The sequence below is a fragment of the Treponema sp. UBA785 genome (assembly GCF_002297065.1).
GTDB lineage: Bacteria > Spirochaetota > Spirochaetia > Treponematales > Treponemataceae > Treponema_D.
On the sequence record NZ_DBJD01000084.1, the window covers coordinates 1 to 21,479 of the forward strand.

Here is a 21,479-nt window from a genome sequence, read left to right on the forward strand (position 1 = left end):
AAAAACGAGGCTGAAAAAAACGGCCCGCGCTGGTATTTTTTGACAAGCCGTGGAATTTTGACTTCTTCTGATTTGCAGAATTTTGAATATCGCAATAATGGACTTCCGTTTTTGAAAATGAAGGAAGTGAATTTGGATCAGGTTTCTTTTGTGGACAGGCCTGCGCAGCTAAAGGATTTGGAAGTTCATCCGGAAAATTCTCAGATTCTCGTGACTGCAACGAAAGACCGCGTTTATATAACTTATGACGGCGGATTAAGCTGGAAAAGCCTTGGGTCGATGAGCAGCGCGACTTCTGGAATTAAGGCTGTTGCGGTTTGTACGGTTGGCGGCGTTCTTACGGTTTTTGAATCTCATCCGATTTTTGGTTTTTCGTATATTCAGCCGCAGAGCGCAAAACCTGTCTGGAAAGATTGCAATGGCGGTTTTGACAATATGAAGGGGCAGACTTATCCTGACGAAATTGCTGATATTTGTCCGGTTGTTTTAAAAAATTCTGATGGAACTTCGTCTACTGAGATTTATGTGAGCCAGACTTTTTTGCCAAGGCTTTATAGATTCAATTGGCAGACAAAACGGGCGGAACTTCTTTATAGCGGAAAAGAGCCGGCTGACACGATTGACGGTCTTTTTTGGGACGGAAATGAACTTTTGTATACCCGTCCGGGCGAAGTGGCTTCGTATTCTCCGCAAAACCAAGGACTTGGTTCTATTCCTCAGAGTTATTATACGTGGAAAAAAACATTTTCTGCGATTGCACCGAACGACACTCTTTATTCAGCATGGATTCCTGACGAAAAAAATCTTTCCGAAGGAATTTCTTTGAGCGAGCTCTGGCTTTTAAAACCTGAACTTTGCACAAACCAGTATGCGCAGAAAGCGTTGAACCGCCGCTCAATTTACTGTCCGGCAAACCATGTGACAACTCAGGCTGGAATCGACAAATACAAAAAAATTATCCTTGGCAATAAGCTTGACAGTCTTGTAATCGACATGAAAGATGACTATGGACTTTTGCGTTACGATGCGAAAGATCCTGTTGTAATCGAAAAAGGTTATATTTCGAGATACCATATAGATTTAGAGCATTTTGTCTCGGAAATGAAAAAAGACGGAATTTATCTGATTGCGCGAATTGTTGTTTTTAAGGACAAAAATCTAAGTCAGTATGCAGGCGGAAAATATGCGGTTTGGGACAAAACTTTAAACAAGGCGTGGGTTGGAACTCGTGGTTTTGAAGATATAACCGATGAAGACGGAAATGTTATTGGTCAGAAAACGGCATATTATGACGAGAATTGGGTCGATCCGTATTCTCCTGAAGTTTGGGATTACAATGTGCGGATTGCGCGTGAACTGATTGCCGGCGGATTTGATGAAATTCAGTTTGACTATATCCGTTTTCCGACAGACGGACGCAATATGGCAAATGCGGTTTTCCGCTGGAAGGAGAAAGGCATGGACAAGGAATCGGCCCTTCTTTCTTATCTTGCTTATGCCAGAAAAAATATTGACGCTCCGATTGGAATTGATATTTACGGCGCAAACGGCTGGTATCGTTCAGGAACTAGAACTGGACAGGACGTTGAGCAGCTTTCGGAATATGTGGATATAATCTGTCCTATGTTCTATCCGAGTCATTTTGAACAGAACTTTTTGGATTACGCTCCTTATTCTGAACGGCCTTACAGAATTTATTATTACGGAACTTACCGAAACACTGTAATCGGCAGAAACAGAATTATTATAAGACCGTGGGTTCAGGCTTTTTATCTGAATGTGCGGTATGACCGTCAGTGGTATGGCCAGGAATATGTTCAAAAACAAATTTTTGGCGTGCGCGACAGTGTTGACCGTGGATATATGTACTGGAACAATATTGGCCGCTACGACGATATTTTGCCGGATGTTGGAAATTCTGCTTATAACGGAACTGCAGCCGAAGCCTCAAAAGAATACAGGAAACCGGCTCTTGGAAACAAAAATCTGCTTTATCCAGAAAATATAGAAACTTTTGAAAATATAGAAAAATTGCAAAACAAGGCTGTAAGCGAATTTATTATGGACAGCGGAAAAAATGAACTTGCAGGAAAAGAAGGAAAAAAAGGAGGAGGATTTCCTTCGATTGGCGACATAAAAAAACTCTGGCAGGCATACGAAATTGACAAACGCGAGATATAATTTAGATGAACCGGTTGCGGCAATTGCGACAGCTCTTGCTCCTGCTGCTCTCGGCATTGTCCGTGCAAGCGGAAAAAACTGTATCGAAAAAATTGCAGAAATTTTCTCAAGACCAAAGGCCTTAAAAGAAGCCGGTGGAAATTCCATCGTCTACGGCTGGATTTTGGACAAAAATACAGAATCTGAGGAAGAAAATGCAGAAAAAATTGACGAGGTTTTGATTTCTGTTTTTCGCGCTCCAAAAAGTTTTACTGGCGAAGATATGTGCGAAATTTCCTGTCATGGCGGAGTTTCTGTTGTAAATGCAGTTTTTGAAACGCTCTTAAAAAATGGTTTTCGTCAGGCAGAAAAAGGCGAATTTACTTTTAGGGCTTATATAAACGGCAAGTCGGATCTTACAAAAGCGGAAGCGGTTCGCGAAATAATTGATTCTAAAACCAGCGACAGCCGTTCCCGTGCCGCCGGAAGACTGAGCGGTTCGCTTTTTGAAGAAATTGATTCAATAAAAACTCTTGTGACGGACACCCTTGCCGCAATCGAAGTTGATATTGAATATCCGGAAGACGAAGAAACTATTGCCGACAGTTTTGACCCGAAAATGCTCGAAAATGCCCGCGACCGTCTTTGCGAGCTTGCTTCTTCATGGAAAAGCGAAAAAATTTACCAGGACGGGGCAAGAATTGTTCTAGCTGGAAAAACAAATGCCGGAAAATCTTCACTTTTTAACGCGCTTTTGAAGGAAGATCGTTCGATTGTAAGCGACATTGAAGGCACAACCCGCGACTGGATTGAAAGCTGGGTAAGTTTTGACGGAATTCCTGCCAGGCTTTTTGACACTGCCGGACTTAGAAAGACAGATGATATAATAGAAGCAAAAGGCGTAGAACTGACCGAAGATTTGGCTTCAAATGCGGATTTAGTTCTTTATCTTGTGGATTCTTCCAAAGGCGTTCTGGACGATGATAAAAAATTTTTAGAAAAAAACAAAAATATTCCGGTGATTGTCGTATTCAATAAAATGGATTTGACAGGCGGAAATGAAAAATCTTTTGAAGAAGTTTTGGCTTCTGAAGGAATAAAAGGCTCTGTAAAAATTTCTGCAAAAAAAGGAATTGGAATTGGAGAACTTACAAATCTTGTAAAAAAGACGATTCTGAATGATTCGACTGTAAAAAGTGAAAAAACTGGACTTGGTTCGGAACGCCAAAAAAAGAGCGTGGAGCAGGCTCTTGAAAGGATTGAACATGCTCTGGAAATTGCCAAGGACGAAACTTATGGTCTTGACGCTGTAGTTCAGGATTTGGAAGATTCTTTGGACAGTCTTGGCGAGGTAACGGGCGAAGTTACGCCGGACGATGTTTTGGGTTCGATTTTTAGCCATTTTTGTGTCGGAAAATGATTTTTTGCAGGCAAATGCGGTGGATTTTGACAAGGTTATCTGGGCGAATGTGATTAAAACCCAACCTATTATTTGACGCTAACGCAATCTGAGTGTTAAAATTGAATAATCTATCAGAGAGGATTTTTACATGGAAAAATCTGTAAAAAAAATATTCAAATTTTGCGCCTTTGCCGGCATTTTTATTTTTGGATCGGAATTTTTATTTTCGCAGGAATCGCTTGATTCTGTTTATGCTCAGATTGATTTAGCATTTGTTGAACAGTCGCCGGAAAATATTTCAAAAGTTCTTGAAAAATATTCATCTTCAAAAGACTATTACCTTTACGAGGCTTACACTTTAAAAAAGACAAGACAATATGTTGTTGAAAATAACCTTGAGTTTGCGCGCGATGCTACTCTTGCCGTAATTGACAATAATCTCGAAAATTTTGATGCCGTTGACTTATATTCGTATATTGACCGCGCAATTTTGAGCGAAGAAGCGGCTCGCCGCGCAGAAGAAAACCGCCTTCGGATGGAAGCAGAAAGACTTGCCGTTTTGAACGAACGTACGAAAGCAAAAATTGCAAAATCTGACACTTATTCTAGTGTAAATACAGCGTCAGGAACTTCAATTTACATAAATCAGGAAAAAGCTTTTTCATCGATTGACTGGAACGTGAGCATTGGAATTGCCGATGTGCTTTTCCAGAGCGTAACAAAACCTGACAGTTATTCAAGCCTAAAATACGGACTTTCTTTTGGAGCAAATCTTTTCTATAAAACTGAAGAGTATATTGCCGGCGGTGAAGTTTTTGCAGATTTTGAAATGCTTACGCTCGGCGCTGGAGAGCAGGAAATAATCAGCACAGGAAAATTTGTCCCGATGATTTCTTTCCCGTCGTTTAACAAAAATTTCTTCCTTCGCGTTGGAGCGGCTGTTCAAGGGCTTGGCGCCCAGACAGAGGTCGAAACTGGTTCTGTAGAAACATTTTTCTCTCCAGTTTTTGGAATTGGCCTTTTTAATATGATGCTTGGTTCGACCGCAGTTGATATGTATTATGACTATTATTTAGGTCATTTTGCGTACGATGATTTAAAATCCAGTATGGAAGCAGGTTTTTCTGTAATGCTCCCGCTTACTGAAAACGAAAGAACAAGAATCGGTTTAAAACTCGGACTTGTTGATACGCTTTTTATAAAGGATGAAGGAATCGATAACCGTGCAAAAGGAATTATTTCGATTGGAGTAGGAAATGTTAAAAATTAAAAAAGTTTGTTCATTTGTTGCGTTGATTTTTACAGCAGTTTCGGTTTTTGCCCAGTCGGGAACAGCTGAACTTACAAAACGTTATCTTGAAAGGGCAAATACTCAGTATGAAAATGCTCAGTACAACGATGCTTATAAAACAATAAATGCGGTTTTAAAATTGAATGAATCTTCCGGAATTCCGGCAAATGCCGCTCTTATTGCGACACAGATATATTCAAAGGTTTTGGACGGCATAAAATCGTCAGGAGATTATTCAAAATTTGGCGATGTGACTGCAAATCTTGAAAAATATCCTGTAATTGCAGACAGCGCAACCCAGCAAAAAGTAAAGGCGATTTATGCTCAGCAGGAAGCGGAGCTTCAGGCAAAAAAAGAAGCCGCGCAAAAAGCCGAACGTGAAGAGCAGCTTAAAATGTATCAAAATCAGCTTGAAGAACATAGAAAAAGCCAGTCTTCTTTTATGGACGCAATGCAGAAAAGCCAGGAATCCGTAATGAACTCAATCGTAGAGCTCGGTGAAAATATGTCCGAAGCTTCAAAACAGAGTGCAAAATCAAATCATATGGTTTTAATTGCTGTTTTGATTATCTGCATTGTCCTTGTTTTTGTATTTATAGTTGTAGTTCTCGCAATTCGCGCTGCAGCAAAAGCAAGTGCCCGTCAGTCAATGCAGTTTACGGAAACTTTAAAGCTTGTTCAGGGAATGACGCAGCAAAACAGCCAGCTGCTTCTCGGAAATGTTACGGATTTGCAGAGGCTTGGAGGTCCGGGACTTCGTTCTGCAGGAAGCAGCCGATGGGGAGTTGACGCGCTTCCGGCTCCAGAAATGAGCGAAGAAGACAAGGAAGAATTAAAAATTCTTGCTATAAAGTGCGAAGAGCTCGGTTCTAAAATTGACAGCGTAAGCCGCCGAAAAAACAACTCAAAGAACGTAAGCGAATTGGTTTACAAACTTTCTATTGCCCTCGGCTTAAACCAAAATACTGCGATGGTTTATTTCTGCGCGTCTATGGTTTACGATGCAGGTTTTTTGTCTGTTCCAGAAGAAGTTCTTTCTAGTGCAAATTTGACTGAAGAACAGAAAGATGAGCTTAAAACCCACGTTTCAAATTCTGCTGAATATTTTGACTTTGTTCCAAAAAAATATATGCAGATTTTTGAAGATGCGGCCAGCAGCCATCACGAAAATGAAGACGGTTCAGGTTATCCAGACGGCTTAAAGGAAGATGAAATTCCACAGATTGCAAAAATCATTCACGTTGTGGAAAGTTACAATTCCCTCATAAGCCGGCGCAATTACCGTCAGATAAAAGACAAGGAAACTGCTATCGAAGAGTTGCTTGCAAAGACGAATTTGTATGATGAAACCGTTGTAAAAGCATTGGATTCCATTGTTTAAATTACATATTTTCGATATTATTGAACCGCTATTTTTATAGCGGTTTTTTTTACGGGGGATTGTTATGTGTGGAATTGTTGGTTATGTTGGAGAAAAAAATGCGACTCCGATTCTTATAAATGCTTTAAAAAAACTTGAGTATCGTGGATACGATTCTGCAGGAATTGCTGTTTTGGGAAACGATGACATAATCGTTCGCAAGGCAAAAGGCGCAATCAAGTATCTTGTTGAAAAAATTACAGGCGAAGTTGTAAAAGATTCTAAAAATTTGTCAAAGGAAGAATGTGAAAAAGCCGAAGCTGAATATGAGCGTCAAATTGAAAAAACAGCTGATTTTGTAAAAGGAAATATCGGAATTGGACACACTCGCTGGGCAACTCACGGAGAGCCAAGTGATTTAAACGCTCATCCGCACACAAACGTAAGCGGAACAATTGCCGTAGTTCACAATGGAATTATCGAAAATTATGCAAAAATCAAGAACTGGCTTCAGAGTCAGGGCGTTGTATTTAAAAGCCAGACAGATACAGAAGTTGTCGCACATCTTATAAATTATTATTACGAACAAAAAAAGGACATTTTTTATGCAGTTTTGCAGGCTCTTAAAAAACTTGAAGGAAGTTATGCGCTCGGTGTTGTGTGCAAGGATTTTCCAGACAGAGTTATTGCCGCACGAAAAGATTGTCCTCTGATTGTCGGTGTTGGCAATGGTGAAAATTTTATAGCGAGCGATGTTCCTGCAATTCTTGAATATACCCGCGAAGTTTATTATCTTGAGCAAAAAGAAGTTGCCGTTCTTTATGCAGACCATGTTGATTTATTCAACGAAGACGGCGAAAAAATCATAAGAAAACCTTCGCATGTTGAATGGGATTTGTCTGCCGCAAAAAAAGACGGTTATGCTCACTTTATGCTTAAAGAAATTCACGAGCAGCCAAAAGCCCTGACAGACACTTTGCGTCCGCGCCTTGTAATCGAGAATAATGTTCCTGTGGATATAAAGTTTGATGAATTCGATTTTGATGAAAACTGGAAAAATGCCGGACGAATCGTAATCACTGCCTGCGGAACTGCTTCTTATGCAGGAATGGTTGGCCGTTACGCATTTGAAAAATTTGCAAGAATTCCTGTTGTTGTGGACGCCGCTTCAGAATTCCGCTACAGAAACCCGATTTTAAAAAAGGACGATATTTTTATTGTAATAAGCCAGTCTGGCGAAACAGCCGACACTCTCGAAGCTTTGAGAATTGCTAAAAAATGCGGCGCAAAAGTTATTGCAATTACAAATACTGTCGGTTCGAGCGTAAGCCGCGAAGCAGACCGTGTTATTTACACATGGGCAGGTCCGGAAATCGCAGTTGCTTCGACAAAAGCTTATACGACACAGTTGATGTGCCTTTACTTGCTTGCAATCAAAATGGGCGAAGTCCGGGGAACGATTGCAAAAGACGATTATTTAAAGCTTTTAAAACAGCTTGAAGAAATTCCTGAAAAAGCAAAGCAGATTGTAGAAAATCAGCCGGTAATCCAAAAATTTGCGTCCGAACAGTTCAATAAAGAAAAAATATTTTATATTGGACGACTGTTCGACAGCGCTTCTTCAATGGAATGCGCGCTCAAATTAAAAGAAGTAAGCTACATGCACAGCGAAGCATTCGCAGCCGGAGAACTAAAGCATGGGCCGATCGCTCTTGTTGATAATTCTACTTTGGTTGTTGCGCTTGCGACGGAACCTGCTCTTTATGAAAAAATTGCATCTAATATTCTCGAAGTAAAAGCCCGTGGAGCCGCAACTCTTGTAATTACCCAGGATTGCAGCGGAGCTTTTAAAAACTGTGCTGATACGACAATTCAGATCCCAAAATGTGAAAACGACTTGGCTTCGATAATTTCTGTAATTCCAGCTCAGCTTTTTGCTTATTATTGCGCTGTTCAAAAAGGTCTTAACCCTGATATGCCGCGCAATCTTGCAAAGAGCGTTACGGTAGAATAAAATGCGGATTTTGTGTTTGGGCGACAGCATAATGCAGTACAACGACTGGACTTCTTATCCTCAGACAGGCTGGGTTCAGTTGTTGGACAGATTTTTTGAAACCGGAACTCAAATTTTGAATTTTGCGCGCAACGGAAGAAGTTCAAAGAGTTTTATTGCCGAAGGCCGGTTCAAAAAAGTTTTGGAGCAGGCGCAGCCAGGCGATTTTGCTTTAATTCAGTTTGCCCATAATGACGAAAAATCAAATGATCCGGAGCGCTATGCTTCTCCAGAAAAAGGCGGAGAATTTAGAAAAAACTTAAGTTTTATGGCTAAAGAACTAGAAAAAAAAGGTGTAAAGCCAATTTTTTTGACGCCTGTAGCAAGACGAAAATTTGTTTCTGAAAATAAAATAGAAAACAGCCACGGACTTTATCCGACTGCGATTTTAGAAACCGCCGCCGAATTAAAAATTCCCTGCATTGACCTTACGGCTCTTTCGACAGAATATTTTGAAAAATGCGGAAAAGAAAATAGTCGCCGTTTTTTTATGAATTTTGACGCCGGAATTTTTGAGAACTATCCTGACGGAAAAAGCGACGACAGCCATTTGCGCTGCGACGGAGCATACTGTGTTTGCCGGCTTTTTGTTATGGCACTTTTAAAAATAAAGGACAGCTGGAGCGAATACAAAGTTTTGGCAGAAAAAGTCTGCATAAAAGGAATTTATTCCGACCGGGAAATTGATGACGAAAAACTCTTCTGGTAAATTTTTGCGAGTTTTGGGCTTGCTTAATTGACGGCAACCGCTGTTTTTTGATATAATCAAAAAAGTATCAGGTCATAAGCCTCTACAACCAGGGCCATTAGCTAAGCTGGTTGTAGCGCCGGCCTTATAAGCCGGGTCTTACCCAAGTTCAAGTCTTGGATGGCCCAAAAATTGCCCGACTTGTCGGGCAATTTTTTTTGTAAGCACAGCATCTTTTTTATAAAAAAATAAAAGCCAATGTACGCCGGATGCGGCGGACTTTAGTTCAGGACGGCATTTGTGAAAATGCCGTCCTGAATGTAGCGGAAGCGGAATCCATAGCAGCCGGTTTTTGAGTTGATAAATGTTAAAAACAGGCGGATGAGACTTTTTTCTAAAATGCCGTCCAAAATAAAAAAAAATCTAAATTTAACTTTTATTTAATTTTTGCTAAACTTAAAATCAATATAATTTGTAAGGATTTTGTATGAAAAGTTCAAAATTTGTTTTTGGAGCTTGTCTTTTTTTTGTTATGGCTTCTCTTTTGCCGGCTCAAAATGCAGAAAATGCGGTTTATGATGGAGAAATTGTTTTTAGCGCTTCTGTTTTGAGTGATGAGGAAACTCCGTTTTTTGGCGGCTGGACTGGTGAATGGAATGAAAGAAAACATCCTTTTGTTGCCTTGACTGGCGCGCTCGGATTTAACGTTCTGCTTGCAACATGGAACCGTTATATGATTGGTTCAAACTGGGCAAAAACAGGCTGGGACGAATGGAATCACTTTTGGGAGCGGGAGATGTCCTGGGACCGCGACTGGTATTGGACAAACTTTTTTCTGCATCCTTATCAGGGTTCTATGTATTATATGGCTTCCCGCGGTTCAAATTTAAATCAGCTTGAGTCGTTTTTGATTACGGCTCTTGGTTCTTATACTTGGGAGTATCTTTGCGAAACAAATGCGCCTTCAAAAAACGACATGGTTTTTACGAGCGTTGGTTCGTTTGCTGTCGGTGAAATGTTCTACCGTCTGAGCATTGAGGCGGAAGAAATCAATTCGCTTTTAAAAATCGCGATAAACCCTCAGCGGCTTTGGACTGAATATCTTTGGGGAATCAAGCCAAAAAAGACTGGAGGACATATTCACAGTTTGTCGCTCGGCGTTGATATTGGAAACGTAAATGCAGGAGTTCACCTTAAAGACAAAAAATATGAATATCCTGAGCACGAAGCATTTCCTCTTTTTGGAATGGTTGAGTTTAAGGTTGAGTACAACGATCCGTACCGCCACGATTCAAACCGTCCTTATGACCAGTTTACGCTGGAAGTTCAAGGCGGAATCGGAAAAGGCTCTGGAAAAGGCTCATACTGCGCTTACGAAGATGTTGACGAAAAATTATTCTACGACATCCGCATTCTTTCGGACGGAATGTTCTTTGCGCGCGAGCTGGACTTAGGCCAAAATGTCGATACTTCTGTCGGCGCCGTAATGCTCTACGATTTTGACTGGCAGTCGTTGTATGTTTTTTCTTCGCTTGCTCCGGGTTTTGCGTTTAAGCAGCGTTTTAACGGCGAGGACAGAGCTTTTGAGTGGCAGGCAATGCTTGCAGGAATTTTGCTTGGAAATACAGATTTTTATTATTATCAGCGCAAGGTTATTCCTGAGCCGGACGGAGTTTCTTGCGGATACAACGATACTGTAGGTTTTGAATCTGTTTTAAAATTAAAATATGCGGCGGAAAATGGATTTGCCTGCGGTCTTGATTTTAGAGGTTACGCAATGTACGACTTTAAAAATCAGCTTCAGAGTTTTTGCAGCACAGGCTGGGAATTTTTCGGGCTTTTGTCTGCAAGCGTAGAAGTTCCTGTTTCAAAAAAAGTGCGGATTGGACTTCGCGACGAGCTTTTTGGAAAATTTACGCGTTATAACGATACTGATACTGCCGGCGATTTGCGTTATATTGTGAATACAGCAAGGGTTTTTGCAAAACTTCAGTTAAAGTAGCTTTTTTTTGGGTGGCTTTTTGCTGCGCAAAAATCAGGCTTTTCTGGGTTCCGGCTTTCGCCTGCATTACCGGTTGCAAGCAGCCGACAACGGCTTCGCCGCCCATACAATCCTTGCCACATTTGTAAATTTTTGGGAGAAAAAATGAAATTTGTCAGCACTAGAAATTCAAAGAATTCTGCCGATTTTGAAAAAGCTGTATTGGACTGCCTGCCTTCTGACGGCGGACTTTATGTTCCTGAAATTACGGCGGATTTAAGACGGTGGATTTTATATGCGGATTCTAACACTTCGTTTGCAAATATTGCAGGAACTTTGACTTCTGCCTGCATAAATGACGAATTCTCTCCGATTATTTGCGAAACGATAGCCTCAAAAGCGTTTACTTTTACGCCGGAAGTAAAAAAAATAGACGAAAGATTTTATTCGTTAAAACTTTACAATACTCCGACTGGAAGCCATAAGGACTTTGGAATTTCGTTTCTTGTAAACTGCATCGAAACAATCCACGCATTGAACGGCGGTTTTTCGACTTTTCTGGATGCGACTGTCGGCGAGCTTGGAGCAAGCCTTGCTCAGTTTTTGCGCGGAAAAAAGCATGTAAAAGCGGTTTTGGTTTATCCAAAAGGCATGGTCCGCGGTCTTGAAGAAAGCGATTTTGTCTGGAACGGAGGCAATATTCTTCCTGTCGAAGTTGACGGAACAGAAGCCGACTGCCACAAAATTGTAAGGGAGATTTTCGACGACAGACAGCTGGTCGAAAACTTTCATCTTACCGTTGCAAACACAGCAAATATCGGCCGCCTTATGCCACAGCTGTTTTTTTATCCGTACGCTTTTACCCGGTTAAAAAAAGAAGTTTATTCCGACATTTATTATGCAATGCCTTGCGGAAATTACAGCAACCTTGTTGCAGGGCTTTACAGCTGGCGCTTGAGTTTGCCTGTGAATGGATTTATCTGCCCGACAACTGCAAGTCTTGTGCTCGATCCTACAGGGCTTTGTTCCGTGCCTGACGATATGGTTCCTTTTGAAAAGCGTTCCCGCTCAGATCCTGCAAGCCCTTCCAATCTTGAACGGCTTGAAGATATTTTTAGCCGCAACAGCCTCATGCTCAAAAATTTTGTTTATCCTGCAGATGTAAGCGATTTTGAAGCCGACGAAGCCTGCCGTGAACTTTTTATGAAATATTCAATTTTTGCGGACAAAAACACTTCTGGAGCGTATGCCGCGATAAAAAAACGCCGTGAGTTTTTGGAAGAAGATGATTCGACTGTTGTGCTTATAGAACGCGATGATCCGTCTTTAAGCACAGAATATGTCCGCCATACGACAGGAATTGCTCCTCAAATGGGCAAAAATGTTGAAAAGGCTTTGAGCGAAGTAAAATTGAACCAAAAAACTGTCAAAGAAACAAAAGAAATTGTGGACTTGATGAAGATGTTTTGCGGTTTTGACAGCGGGCATAACTAAAAATTGCATAAAAATTTTGTGCACTTGCCAAAAAATATTCAATTTTGTAATATAAAACTGCTAAGGCAAAGAGGCCGTAGATAATTTTCTAGTTTTTAGAAAAATGTCTACGGCCTTTTTATTTTTAACCAGAAAAACAAAAGTCATTTTTTTTGAAAGGCGGCTTTTACTGGAGGTGTCTATGTGTGGATTTGTAGGTGCATTTGATTTAAATTCCGGCTCTCAGCCGATTGATGAAGGTCTTAAGGAACAGCTTAGAAAACAGGTCCTTGATATGTCGAGAACGATTCGGCATCGTGGACCGGATTGGACTGGCGTTTACACTGGGGACAATGCGATTTTGAGCCACGAAAGGCTTGCAATTGTAGACCCTTTTTCTGGAAAACAGCCGCTTGTAAGCGATGATGGAAAAATTATTCTTGCTGTAAACGGCGAAATTTACAACCATCAAGAAATTCGCGAAGAATTCAAGGGAAAGTATAATTTTAAAACAATGTCGGACTGCGAAGTTATAATCCCTCTTTACAAGGAATGTGTTGCGAACGGAAAAAATTTTTCTGAGATGATAGAAAGACTTTCTGGAATTTTTGCTTTTGCGCTTTATGATTCTGAAAAGGATGTCTATTTGGTTTCTCGTGACGAAATTGGTGTAATTCCTTTGTATCAGGGCTGGGACAAGCAGGGAAGATATTTTGTTGCGTCCGAACTAAAGGCTTTGGAAGGCGAATGTCAGACAATCGAAGAATTTCCGAACGGATGCTATTTGTATTCGCCAGACAAAAAAATTGTGCGCTGGTATAAACGCGACTGGGAAAGTTTTGACAATGTAAAGGACAATCCTAAGGCTACGAACGAAAAGGGCGAAGTTATAAATCCTGCAATTATTGAAAATTTGCGTAACGGACTTGAAGCAGCAGTAAAAAAACAGCTTATGTCTGACGTTCCTTATGGAGTTTTGCTTTCTGGCGGTTTGGACTCATCTATTATTGCCGCAATTACTCAAAAATATTCAAAAAAACGCATAGAAACTGGCTCGAAGGAAGAAGCTTGGTGGCCGCAGCTGCATTCTTTTGCGATTGGGCTTGAAGGTTCTCCGGATTTGATTGCTGCAAAAAAAGCGGCTGATTACATTGGAACGATTCATCACGAAATTCACTTTACGATTCAGGAAGCTTTGGATGCTTTGGAAGATGTGATTTACCACATTGAAACTTATGACATTACGACTGTCCGTGCTTCGACTCCAATGTATCTGCTTGCCCGCGCAATAAAGGCTATGGGAATAAAAATGGTTTTGAGCGGCGAAGGAAGCGATGAGCTTTTTGGCGGATACTTGTATTTTCATAAGGCGCCGAACGCCAAAGAGTTTCATGAAGAACTCGTACGCAAAATGAGCAAACTGCACCTTTATGACTGTTTGCGCGCGAATAAATCGCTTATGGCCTGGGGAGTTGAAGGCCGTGTCCCGTTTTTGGACAAGGAATTTATTGATATTGCAATGCGCTTAAATCCGGCTGACAAAATGAATATCCGCCTTTTGGACGGAAAACAGAGAATGGAAAAATGGATTTTGCGAAAGGCTTTTGAAGATATGCTTCCTGCAGAAATTTGCTGGCGTCAGAAAGAACAGTTTTCTGACGGTGTTGGATATAACTGGATTGACACCCTTAAAAAACTGACAGAAGAAAAGATAAGCGATGCTGAATTTGAACGCCGTGAAAATCGTTTTCCGGTTAATACGCCTAAGACAAAGGAAGAATATTATTACCGCGAAATTTACAGCAAGCTTTTTCCGAGCGACAGTGCCGCTAAAGTTGTTCCGCATGAAGCCGGAGTCGCATGTTCGACAGCAAAGGCTCTTGAATGGGACGAAGCTTGGAAAAATATGGACGAACCTAGCGGACGCGCAATTGCCGGAGTTCATGACAAGGCATATTGATTTTTTTTGAATACACTTGCGTCAGGGATTGGAGGGGCGGCGGAGCCGTTGCGTTTAGCAATGGAGCGGCTTTGCCGCGGAACCCCGGAAAGCCCGACGGCACGCAGTGCCGGGACGCCCGAAAATTTGGAGAATTTATTCTGGAGAATATTAGATGAATACACTTTATGAACCTTCTTTTGAACACGATAACTGTGGAATTGGCGCTGTTGTTAGCATTGAGGGAATAAAAAGCCGGAAAGTCGTTGACAGGGCACTTTCTATTGTCGAAAAACTTGAACACAGGGCTGGAAAGGACGCTTCCGGAAAAACCGGCGACGGTGTTGGAATTTTGCTTCAGATTTGCCATGATTTTTTTAAGGAAACTGCCGGCGAAGCAGGAATTGTGCTTGGTGATGAAGGCGAATACGGAATAGGACAATTTTTCTTTCCTCAGGACGAGGTAGAGGTTGAAGCGGAACAGTCGCGTTTTGAAGCGGAATGTTCGGCTTTTGGACTGAAATTTTTGGGCTGGAGAAAAGTTCCTGTTTTGAGCGATGTTTTGGGCGAAAAAGCGCTTGAGTGTATGCCGACGATTATTCAGGGATTTGTTGAAAAGCCTGCCGAGTGTAAAAAAGGGCTTGATTTTGACAAGCTTTTATACGGTTTGAGAAGATCTTTTGAAAAAAATGATTCAAAACCTGCAAAAACGTACATTTGTTCGCTTTCGAGCAGGACGATTGTTTATAAAGGGATGTTTTTGGTTCAGCAGTTGAGGACTTTTTACAGAGATCTTCTGTCTGACGATTATGTTTCTGCCGTGGGAATTGTCCATTCGCGTTTTTCGACAAACACTAATCCTAGCTGGCAGCGTGCTCATCCTAACAGATTTATTGCGCACAACGGTGAAATCAACACAATCCGCGGAAATGCAGACCGCATGCTTGCCCGCAACGGCGAAATTGACCTGAGCGGTTCGGATTCTGCAATGCTCGACAATACTCTCGAATATTATGTAATGAACGGAATGGAGTTTCCGCAGGCGGTTTTGATGTGTATTCCTCAGGCGTGGAAACATGACAATTCGCTGAGCCAGGAACGCAAAGATTTTTATCATTATTGGGCGACGATGATGGAGCCTTGGGACGGACCTGCCGCGATTTTGTTTAGTGATGGTGAAATTTTTGGCGCAACCCTTGACCGAAACGGACTGCGCCCGAGCCGGTATTATATTACAAAGGACAACATGCTGATTCTTTCTTCAGAAGTCGGCGTTTTGAATATTCCGGAAAGCAATATCGTGACTAAAAGCCGCCTTGAACCTGGAAAAATTCTTCTTGTTGATATGAAGAAAAAGCGACTGATTTCTAATGACGAAATTAAAGATTTGTATGCCTCTAAATTTCCTTATGGCGAATGGCTTAGTCAAAATCTTATTCCTCTTCATTCTCTTAAAATTCCGAACAAAAAAATTCCTGTAAGCACTCAGGATGAGCGCGACAAGCTTTACAAGGCTTTTGGCTGGTGTTTGGAAGATGTCAATGAAATGATTCTTCCAATGGCAAAAAACGGTGTAGAACCGACTGGCGCTATGGGAATCGATACTCCGCTTGCTGTCATGTCGGAAAAACATCCGCCGCTGTTCAATTATTTTAAGCAGCTTTTTGCTCAGGTTACAAATCCGCCGATTGACTCTTTGCGCGAAAAAATCGTGACGGATACGACGGTTTATGTTGGTTCTGACGGAGATATTCTTCATCCTGCTGGAAAAAATTGCCATGTTCTCGAAATAAACAACCCGATTTTGACAGGAGTTGACCTTTTAAAAATCAGCGCGCTCAATCAAAAAGGTTTGCGCGCGACAAAAGTAAGCCTGCTTTATGATTTTCCAAAAGATGTGGAAAGTCATCTTGCAGACGGAAAAATTCTTGAAAAAGCGGTTGAAAATCTTTGCGGACAAATTGATAAAGTTTACGGCGAAGGTTTTAACATTGTAATTTTGAGCGACCGCGGTGTTGACGAAAGCCATGCCGCAATTCCGTCTTTGCTGGCAGTTAGCGCAGTTGAGCAGCATTTAATCCGTACAAAAAGACGGACTCTTTGTTCTGTAATTTTGGAATCTGGCGAAATTCGCGATGTGCATCAGGCGGCAATGTGTCTTGGTTACGGCGCCCGTGCTATAAATCCTTATCTTGCGCACGAATGTATTTCTGAACTCATTGATAAAAAACTTTTGGACAAGGATTATCATACTGCGATTGACGACTACAACAAGGCGATTATGAACGGAATTGTAAAAATTGCCGCAAAAATGGGAATTTCGACCTTGCAGTCGTATCAGTCGGCTCAAATTTTTGAAGCAGTTGGTATTTCTAAAGAACTTACCGAAAAATATTTTACAAACACTGTAAGCCGAATTGGCGGAATCGGTTTAAAAGAAATCGAAGAGGACATAAATTTCCGTCATTCTTCTGCTTACGTAGAAAAACTTGAAGACCTGCTGACTGTAAACAACCGTCTTATGAAACTTGATATGCTCGGCGAGCACAAATACAAGGCTGGAGAAACTTGCGAAGACCACTTGATTACGCCACAGTTGATAAAAGTTTTGCAGGAAAGCTGCCAGTCTGGCGATTATGAAAAATTTAAGGCCTATTCGGCAATGGTTGATGACAGTTCGCATCCTCACACTTTGCGCGCTTTGGTTCAGTTTGATTTTGAAAATGCTGTGCCAGTTGACATAAGCGAAGTTGAAAGCGTTGAGGAAATTGTAAAGCGTTTTAAGACTGGGGCAATGAGTTACGGTTCAATTTCGGAAGAAGCGCATAAATGTCTTGCTGTTGCAATGAACCGCTTGCACGGAAAATCAAATTCTGGTGAGGGCGGAGAAAATCCTGACCGTTTTGGAACAGAATATTCTTCGGCAATAAAACAGGTTGCTTCTGGACGTTTTGGCGTTACTGAGGAATATTTGCTTTCTGCAAAAGAAATTCAAATAAAATGTGCTCAGGGCGCAAAACCGGGAGAAGGCGGACATTTGCCGGGCAAAAAAGTTTATCCGTGGATTGCCCGTACCCGCTACGCAACTCCTGGAGTTTCTTTGATTTCGCCTCCTCCTCATCACGATATTTATTCGATTGAAGATTTGGCTCAGCTTATTTACGACTTGAAAAATGCAAACAGAAAAGCTGATATTTCTGTAAAACTTGTAAGCGAAGCCGGGGTTGGAACTATTGCGGCTGGCGTTGCAAAGGCCGGCGCTCAGATTATTTTGATTTCTGGTCATGACGGCGGAACTGGAGCTGCTCCGATAAGCTCTATTCATCATGCAGGACTTCCGTGGGAAATGGGACTTGCAGAGACTCATCAGACTTTGATCCAGAACAATTTGCGCGGTCTTGTCCGGCTCGAAACTGACGGAAAACTTATGGACGGCCGCGATGTTGCAATTGCTGCAATTTTGGGCGCGGAAGAATTTGGTTTTGCGACTGCGCCTCTTATTGTAATGGGCTGTAAAATGCTCAGAGTCTGCAATCTCGACACCTGTCCGTTTGGAGTTGCGACTCAGAACGAGAAACTTCGCGCAAAATTTCCTGGAAAACCTGAGTATGTCGAAAACTTTATGCGCTATGTTGCCCAGGAAATTCGCGAAATTATGGCAAAACTTGGAATTCGCTCAGTCGAAGAGCTTGTCGGAAGAACAGATTTGCTCAAATTGAAGAAAAAACAGGGATTTAGCAGGGCAAATCTTTTGGATATAAGCCGGATTCTTTCTCCCACGGACGATACCTGGAAAACACATTTTGAAAACGGAAAACTCAAGGATGAAAAAGAATCTCTTGAATTTAGCATTGATGCGCTCAGACTTTTGCCGGTAATGGACAATTCGCGGCTTACGACCCTCAAATACGATGTTCAGTGCACGGACAGAACCGCAGGAACTATTTTAGGTTCTGTAATTCAGGAAAAATACGGAATTTCTTTGGAAGAAGACAGATATGTTGTTCATTTTACGGGCGGAGCCGGACAGTCGTTCGGAGCATTTATTCCAAAAGGACTGACACTGCGTCTTTCTGGAGATGCAAACGATGCTGTCGGAAAAGGTCTTAGCGGCGGAAAAATTGCCGTGCAGCCGTCGGAAGATTTTGAAGGCGAGGCGGATGAAAACGTTATTGTCGGAAATGTCGCATTTTTTGGAGCAACGAGCGGAAAAGGTTTTATAAACGGAGTCGCCGGGGAAAGGTTTTGCGTGCGGAATTCCGGGGCAACTGTTGTTTCTGAAGGCTGCGGCGACCACGGACTTGAATATATGACCGGAGGAATGGCAGTGATTCTCGGAAAAACCGGCAAAAACCTTTGCGCAGGAATGTCGGGCGGAGTCGCCTATATTCTTGATGAAAAACACGACCTTTACAAACGGTTGAACAAAGAAATGGTAACGATGTATGATCTGGACGATGAGACAACTGTTGCCAGAAATACAACTGATTGTGAAATTTTAAAAGATTTGATTGAGCAGCATTACGAAGAAACTGATTCTAAAAAGGCAAAGAAAATTCTTGAAGAATGGGAAAATTATATTCCGAAGTTCAAGAAAATTATTCCAAACGACTATTTGAGAATGATGACGGAAATTCGGCTGGCTGAAGAATCTGGAGAAAATTACGAAGACGCTGTGATGAGCGCTTTTAAGAAAGTTACTGCGTAAGAAAATGCGGCAGGGGGCGGAAGGGCGCGAAAGCGATGTTTTTGCGGCGGTTGAGCTTTGCGAAACCAGAGCAAAAATATTGGAGGCGAAAAGCCGGAACCCTGAAGCACCCGATTTTGTGCAGCAAAGCGAAACAAAAGCCGCCCAAAAACTGGAGTTTTAAAATGGGATTAAAAGATGAATGTGGCGTCTGTGGAATATTCAGGCCGGAAAATCTCGAAAGTGACTCGACTGCTTCTTCGATGGCGTATTTTGCGCTTGTAAGTTTGCAGCATAGAGGTCAGGAAAGCGCAGGAATTGTCGCTAGCGACGGGCAGACTTTAAAATTGAAAAAAGAAATGGGGCTTGTCGGCGACGTTTTTCATAAAGAAGATTTTGAAGAATTGAAGGGAAGAATTGCGATTGGACATGTGCGCTATGCAACGGCTGGCGGACGGACGATTGAAAATGCCCAGCCGATGCTGAACAGCTTTAAGCTTGGTTCGATTGCCCTGGCCCACAACGGTCAGCTCGTAAATTATGAGCCCTTGCGCGAAATGCTCGAAGATTCGGGAAGCACTTTTAATTCGACAAGCGACACTGAAGTTATTTTAAAATTGATTGCGCGTTCGTACAAAAAAGGAATCGAAAATGCGATTCACGGAACGATGCAGCTTATAAAAGGTTCGTATGCCTTGTGCATTTTGACCCAGGATTCTTTAATTGGCGTGCGCGACCCGAACGGAATTCGCCCTTTGTGCCTTGGAAAATTGCCTGAAGTTGACGGCAAGCCGGGCGGTTATATTCTTGCAAGCGAAAGCTGCGCGATTGATTCGGTGAATGGAGAACTTATCCGCGACATTAAGCCTGGAGAAATTATTATTATCAATAAAGACGGAATTCATTCCTCCTCAATTGATGTAAAAAACCGTAAGCAAACATGCGTTTTTGAATATGTTTATTTTTCAAGACCGGACAGCGTTATTGATGGAATTCCTGTCCAGGAAGCGCGGTACAGAATGGGACAGGCTCTTGCCCTTGAAAGTTTTGTCGAGGCTGATGTTGTCGTTGGAGTTCCAGACAGCGGAATTGGCGCCGCGATGGGATATTCAAAAGCGAGCGGAATTCCTTATGTGACTGGAATTGTCAAGAATAAATATATTGGACGCACCTTTATTGCGCCGACGCAAAAAGAACGCGAAAATATGGTTTTTGTAAAGCTGAATGCGATTTCGAGCGATTTGCGCGGAAAAAAAGTCGTTGTAATTGATGATTCTATTGTCCGCGGAACCACAAGCAGGCGGCTTGTTCAGATTTTGAGAAGGGCTGGCGCAAAGGAAGTCCATTTTAGGGTAAGCTCGCCGCCAGTAAAATTTCCGTGCCATTTGGGAATCGACACTCCAAGCAAAAACGAGCTGATTTCGAGCATGCATGAGGTCGATGAAATTTGCAAGGAAATTGGAGCGGATACTCTTGCGTTTATAAGTCTGGACGGAATGATAAAGGCTTTGGGCGGAGACAGTTTTTGCAAGGGCTGCTTTAACGGCGAATATCCGGTTTAATATAAGTTTTGTTCAAAAAGTTAAAAAATCTGGCTGCCCTAAAAGAAAACAAACTTTTGCAAGAGGCGGCATTTTTTTATTTTTTGATAGAAAAAAGGCGGAATCCTGTTATCGGGATTCCGCCTTTTCTGTTTGAGTTATATTTTATTTTTTTCTGCCGGTTACAGCGGCGTTAGCCTTGTCTATTTCCGCGCCGCATTTTAGGGCGAATTCCTTGTAGCCGCCAGATAAAGCGACAGCTGAAAGATATGGAACAAGCCTTGTGTTCAAGACTTCAAGAAGCGGCTTTTTCACGCTGCTCGCGCTTTGCCCTTTTGTCACGCTTGCGTGGGTAAATTCATCGTTCGCTTTGTTGAAGTTGTCCTGCGCGCTTCTAAGGTTTTTTATAATCTCGCCGACGCCTTCAAGAGTTTCGACATTCGCTTTTGCATCCGCTGCGCTGAAGTCTTCAAGAAGGCTTTCAATCAAAGATGATTCTTCCGCGTAGTTCTTTGTGGTTATTGACTTTCCGTATTTTTGGAAAATTGCGAGAAGGTTCTGCGCCGCGGCCTTTTTCTCAGGAATAGGAAGAGCCGCGTAGCCGTTCAGCGCGTCAGAAAGGCTTCTGACAGCCTCGTCCCTTGCGATGTCTGCCTCGTCAAGGCTGCTTGTAACCTTGTCGCTTTTGATTGCCGTTGTCAGGGCCGCTGAAAGGCTTTCAACGTCTGTCATCACAGCCTTTAGATTTGCGTCTTCCGCCATAGTTCCGTCAGCGTCAGAAGAATAGTCCTTGTAAAGGCGCACAAGAACGTCAGAAAGTGTGTCGAGCTCTGCGACGCGAAGTGATGTTTTTGCTTTGTTCATTTTTTCCTCCTATAAAAAGTCAAGATTAAAACTTCAGTTT

12 protein-coding genes and 1 tRNA gene are annotated in these 21,479 nt (G+C 42.0%); 12 read left to right on the top strand and 1 reads right to left on the bottom strand.

Features of this window, described 5'->3' with window-relative positions; translation table 11 throughout:
* The 12 genes from B2X33_RS07285 to purF all read left to right on the top strand — a co-directional run.
* Positions 1 to 2,181, top strand: a 2,181-nt coding sequence (locus tag B2X33_RS07285) for a putative glycoside hydrolase (RefSeq protein ID WP_296668687.1), incomplete at its 5' end; no start/stop codon positions are given.
* Positions 2,162 to 3,580 carry a tRNA uridine-5-carboxymethylaminomethyl(34) synthesis GTPase MnmE gene (mnmE, locus tag B2X33_RS07290; RefSeq protein WP_296018508.1) on the top strand — a complete coding sequence of 473 codons (1,419 nt, stop codon included), beginning with the start codon at positions 2,162 to 2,164 and terminating at the stop codon, positions 3,578 to 3,580. The genes B2X33_RS07285 and mnmE, both read left to right, overlap by 20 nt.
* A 130-nt stretch (positions 3,581 to 3,710) precedes the next feature.
* Entirely contained in the window at positions 3,711 to 4,832 is a 1,122-nt protein-coding gene (locus B2X33_RS07295; protein WP_296018503.1) for a hypothetical protein, read from the top strand.
* Positions 4,819 to 6,234, top strand: coding sequence for an HD domain-containing phosphohydrolase (locus tag B2X33_RS07300; protein ID WP_296668690.1), 1,416 nt, complete (start codon positions 4,819 to 4,821; stop codon positions 6,232 to 6,234). Before B2X33_RS07295 ends, B2X33_RS07300 begins: the two co-directional genes overlap by 14 nt.
* A gap of 64 nt (positions 6,235 to 6,298) precedes the next feature.
* Positions 6,299 to 8,227 carry a glutamine--fructose-6-phosphate transaminase (isomerizing) gene (gene glmS / locus B2X33_RS07305; protein WP_296668692.1) on the top strand — a complete coding sequence of 643 codons (1,929 nt, stop codon included), beginning with the start codon at positions 6,299 to 6,301 and terminating at the stop codon, positions 8,225 to 8,227.
* A gap of 1 nt (position 8,228) precedes the next feature.
* Positions 8,229 to 8,975, top strand: coding sequence for a rhamnogalacturonan acetylesterase (locus B2X33_RS07310; protein WP_296668695.1), 747 nt, complete (start codon positions 8,229 to 8,231; stop codon positions 8,973 to 8,975).
* A gap of 91 nt (positions 8,976 to 9,066) precedes the next feature.
* Positions 9,067 to 9,142 (top strand) — tRNA-Ile (locus B2X33_RS07315).
* A gap of 299 nt (positions 9,143 to 9,441) precedes the next feature.
* On the top strand, positions 9,442 to 10,956 hold the full coding sequence (locus B2X33_RS07320; RefSeq protein WP_296668697.1) for a DUF3943 domain-containing protein: 1,515 nt from the start codon (positions 9,442 to 9,444) through the stop codon (positions 10,954 to 10,956).
* A gap of 144 nt (positions 10,957 to 11,100) precedes the next feature.
* The gene (locus B2X33_RS07325) at positions 11,101 to 12,429 is read left to right on the top strand and encodes a pyridoxal-phosphate dependent enzyme (protein ID WP_296668699.1); all 1,329 of its coding nucleotides are present in this window, start codon (positions 11,101 to 11,103) and stop codon (positions 12,427 to 12,429) included.
* 181 nt (positions 12,430 to 12,610) lie between these two features.
* Positions 12,611 to 14,368, top strand: a complete 1,758-nt coding sequence (asnB, locus tag B2X33_RS07330) for an asparagine synthase B (protein ID WP_296018460.1) — start codon at positions 12,611 to 12,613, stop codon at positions 14,366 to 14,368.
* 154 nt (positions 14,369 to 14,522) lie between these two features.
* Positions 14,523 to 19,055, top strand: a complete 4,533-nt coding sequence (gene gltB, locus B2X33_RS07335; protein WP_296668702.1) for a glutamate synthase large subunit — start codon at positions 14,523 to 14,525, stop codon at positions 19,053 to 19,055.
* 164 nt (positions 19,056 to 19,219) lie between these two features.
* On the top strand, positions 19,220 to 20,596 hold the full coding sequence (gene purF, locus B2X33_RS07340; RefSeq protein ID WP_296018450.1) for an amidophosphoribosyltransferase: 1,377 nt from the start codon (positions 19,220 to 19,222) through the stop codon (positions 20,594 to 20,596).
* A 144-nt stretch (positions 20,597 to 20,740) separates the two neighbouring features.
* On the opposite strand, the gene B2X33_RS07345 is transcribed toward purF, so the two are convergent.
* A complete protein-coding gene (locus B2X33_RS07345) occupies positions 20,741 to 21,439 on the bottom strand; it encodes a DUF6261 family protein (RefSeq protein WP_296668704.1) in 699 nt (232 codons plus the stop codon).
* Positions 21,440 to 21,479 lie beyond the last annotated feature (40 nt).